Consider the following 3,090-nt stretch of genomic DNA (forward strand, 5'->3'; position numbering starts at 1 on the left):
CACTTAAATTTATCTTCATACTTTAGGAATGCCTAACGCCTCGCTTAACCGGCGCAAAATAGCAGGCTAAAATTAGCGACGAAGGAGCGCAAGCCTGCTGTTTTGCGTCCCTTGGTTAAAGCGTTTGTTAGCATTCAGCTTACTCCGAGCCAACACTTGGTAAGCCTAACTTTTTAACTAACGTTGTAAACTGCTCGTTTGTATATGGTCCAAACACAAATTCGTCGTGCTCAGCAAACTTATGGGCTTTGGTTTTATCGATGTAATAAAAAGAACACGTTTTATATGGGCAAGCATAAACTGATATGTACTTTGTATTAGCATTAATATTTACAGGCTCATCAATACGCCCAATATATGAGCCTTCACCAATGCTATAGCCTAACGTTTTTGCACCATCAATGTAATAGACTTCATACGGCGGGTCTTCCCATACAGGGGAGCAACCAATGAGAGTTAGTGACACCAAAACTAGAATTATTCTCACAAACTTCCCTGAATGCTAACAATTTAATATCGACCCAATGGGTCGTTTATCTACCAAGTCATGGGTCATTATTCTCATTGTACCAGCTTTATCACAATAACTAACTTGTTGCTACAGATATATTTTTAATCATTCTAGAAACTATGAAAAGGATAAAAACGACCCAGTGAGTCGTTTTCTTGACTATAGGAGAAACACAACAATGCTGTATATAAATACAGATCATTTAGGACTAGCTCAATGAGAACTCGTTCACCATTTCTAAACCACATCGCCGAGTTTATGCTGACTAAGCAATATTCGCTCAGAACCGTTGATACATATCTTAAGTGGATTTCTTCCTATATTCATTTTCATGATAAGCGTCACCCAGCTTCAATGGGCGATAACGAGGTTGTCGAATATCTCGACTACCTTGTACTTAAACGTAATGTGTCGCCTAAAACACAAGCGACAGCGTTTAATGCATTATCTTTTCTGTATAAGCAAATAATTAAACAGGATTTGTGTCCTAATCTTGTAAATCGCTGACATCCACCACTAATTTGCAATGGAAGTGCTTTCATACTTTTTTACTTCATCTCCTCAGCTGTGGTGTTAATAGCGATAGGTATCACTTGATTTTCTTGTTTTCATCACTACAACACAAGTATTCATAAGGGGGCATTAGCGACACCTAACTTTATGAAGCGTGCTTTCGAAAAGTAACGCACTGCCGAGGAGCATATTTTGCTCCTCAGTAATTTTATTTCCTTGCTCCGCAAAGCTATATTTATCTTCTAATTTAAAAAGGAGATTTAATATGCAGATAGGACTAAGAACATTCATATTTTCGTTTGCCTTGATCACGCCAGCCGCTCACAGCAAACCTCAAGTGGAAAGCCCAGCGCCAACCAAAGAAGAGCTCATATTCAATTCAGGCCATATAACTTCAGTGGATCAGATGAGCCCTAATCACGCCAAAATCACATATAAATTAGCAAAGCAACTCATCGCCAATCCAAACATTTCTAAAACTGAGGAACTGATTAGGCTCTCTGAAAAAGTCTCATTGACTGAGAAAAAGATAGCAGAAGAATTCATCAAGATATGTCAAGACCTCATCGACTATGACATTTCCGACACGCGCGCTGCAGTTTATGCGTTTTTCTCCAAATTCGAGCGCTTAGAAGCGTTTAAAAGTCGTATGTACATCGAAGCCCTGCGAGATGAGAGCGCAGCCGTTCTTAACATGGTAGAAAGCTCCCACCACAAAGAGTTTGTTATATTAACTCCCGAAATAATCTTAGATGATTCACCCACGTCATGGTTGCTTGACCATAAGAACCTTTGCCGCAGTAAAATTATAACGATGAAACAAAACCTAACAACGCATTGATAAAGGGCTTAATTGCCCTTTATTTTTTCCAAAAACAACTGCTTTTGTTCTGGAGTTGCTTGCTGCCACCAATAGTCCAACATGCCAACCACATCTGGATGTGCTGATTTTGGCGCTGCAGGTGCTGGCGTAGCGGCTCGTGTGGTAGTGCTTGGCGTTGAATAACGAGGTGCTGTGGATGTTGAAGGCTCACTTGCTATCGCTGTCGCTATTCTTGGTCTTTCTTGTGTCACCACCAATGTTGTCGCTAACGATTCGTTGGGTGCTTGCAACATAATCAACGGCTGATCTGCAAATGCCTTTGCCGCAACCACATTGTCAGGTCGGTTAAATTCAACCTGATACTCACCGTCTTGATCGATACTTATTTTTGCCCAAAATGGCTTCGACTCTATGGTTTCGTGGTCGTCATAGCCCACTTCATACAAATCGGTGTAACGCATTTTGACCGCATACTCCCCTTTGGCTAAGTCTAGCTCTCGCACTTTGGAGAAGAATGAGTGCTCAATGGTTTTATCATCAACTTGCAAGGGAATAATTTCTTCAGGAAAACTTAGCAACGCAGCCTGTGAAAGCGGTGACAACAGTAAAACAGCGGTCGCAAGCGTATTTTTTAAGCGCATCTATTCACTCCTTCGTGAGTACCAAATCATTATACCTTGATGAGATTACTGCATACCTGCGTATATCTCTACCCTTTTAATTAGTGCACTTTAGAATAAGACACCAAATCTATTGAGTCTCCTTGAGAGTTAGCTATGCTAGAGCAATTCAATATGCCAAATAAGGAAGGGCCATGAGTTCAGAAACTATTTTTACCAAAATTATTAATAGAGAGATCCCAGCAGATATTGTTTACGAAGATGAACAAGCGCTCGCGTTTAGAGACATTAATCCACAAGCACCATTTCATGTCTTAGTTATTCCTAAAACAGCAATTGCGACTATCAATGACGTGACTGCAGAAAATGCTCATCTTGTCGGTCATTTATATGTTGTTGCAGCCAAATTAGCGAAAGAGCACGGCTTTGCGGAAGATGGTTATCGTGTAGTGATGAACTGTAACGATCATGGTGGTCAAACTGTCTATCACCTTCACCTACATGTATTAGCTGGAAAAGAAATGGGTTGGCCGCCTTACAGTAATACGAAAAAAGTACCAGTCTAGATTATTCTCTGTTAAGCAATGTAAATAAGTAAGTTATTAACTGAAATTGTTAAAATC

5 protein-coding genes are annotated in these 3,090 nt (G+C 40.2%); 3 read left to right on the forward strand and 2 right to left on the reverse strand.

The features are described from left to right. Nucleotides 1–139: 139 nt before the first annotated feature. A complete protein-coding gene (locus L1D50_RS22335) occupies nt 140–487 on the reverse strand; it encodes a hypothetical protein (protein WP_239966871.1) in 348 nt (115 codons plus the stop codon). Between the two features lie 240 nt (nt 488–727). On the opposite strand from L1D50_RS22335, the gene L1D50_RS22340 reads away from it, so the two are divergent. Continuing rightward, on the forward strand, nt 728–1,018 hold the full coding sequence (locus L1D50_RS22340) for a phage integrase N-terminal SAM-like domain-containing protein (RefSeq protein WP_128725702.1): 291 nt from the start codon (nt 728–730) through the stop codon (nt 1,016–1,018). Between the two features lie 271 nt (nt 1,019–1,289). Next, the gene (locus tag L1D50_RS22345; protein WP_128725703.1) at nt 1,290–1,865 is read left to right on the forward strand and encodes a hypothetical protein; all 576 of its coding nucleotides are present in this window, start codon (nt 1,290–1,292) and stop codon (nt 1,863–1,865) included. Nucleotides 1,866–1,873: 8 nt separating this feature from the next. On the opposite strand, the gene L1D50_RS22350 is transcribed toward L1D50_RS22345, so the two are convergent. Next, nucleotides 1,874–2,488, reverse strand: a complete 615-nt coding sequence (locus tag L1D50_RS22350) for a DUF2057 family protein (RefSeq protein ID WP_239966872.1) — start codon at nt 2,486–2,488, stop codon at nt 1,874–1,876. A 173-nt stretch (nt 2,489–2,661) separates the two neighbouring features. Here L1D50_RS22350 and L1D50_RS22355 point away from each other — a divergent pair, with 173 nt between their 5' ends. Continuing rightward, the gene (locus tag L1D50_RS22355) at nt 2,662–3,033 is read left to right on the forward strand and encodes a histidine triad nucleotide-binding protein (protein ID WP_128725705.1); all 372 of its coding nucleotides are present in this window, start codon (nt 2,662–2,664) and stop codon (nt 3,031–3,033) included. The last annotated feature ends 57 nt before the right edge of the window (nt 3,034–3,090 follow it).

The organism is Pseudoalteromonas sp. Isolate6, assembly GCF_022398435.1.
Lineage (GTDB): Bacteria > Pseudomonadota > Gammaproteobacteria > Enterobacterales > Alteromonadaceae > Pseudoalteromonas > Pseudoalteromonas galatheae.

What these genes read in the sequence shown, in the direction of transcription:
- L1D50_RS22340 (WP_128725702.1), top strand. Translation starts at nt 728, where the DNA reads ATGAGAACTCGTTCACCATTTCTAAACCACATCGCCGAGTTTATGCTG.
- L1D50_RS22350 (WP_239966872.1), bottom strand. Translation starts at nt 2,488, where the DNA reads ATGCGCTTAAAAAATACGCTTGCGACCGCTGTTTTACTGTTGTCACCG.
- L1D50_RS22355 (WP_128725705.1), top strand. Translation starts at nt 2,662, where the DNA reads ATGAGTTCAGAAACTATTTTTACCAAAATTATTAATAGAGAGATCCCA.
- L1D50_RS22345 (WP_128725703.1), top strand. Translation starts at nt 1,290, where the DNA reads ATGCAGATAGGACTAAGAACATTCATATTTTCGTTTGCCTTGATCACG.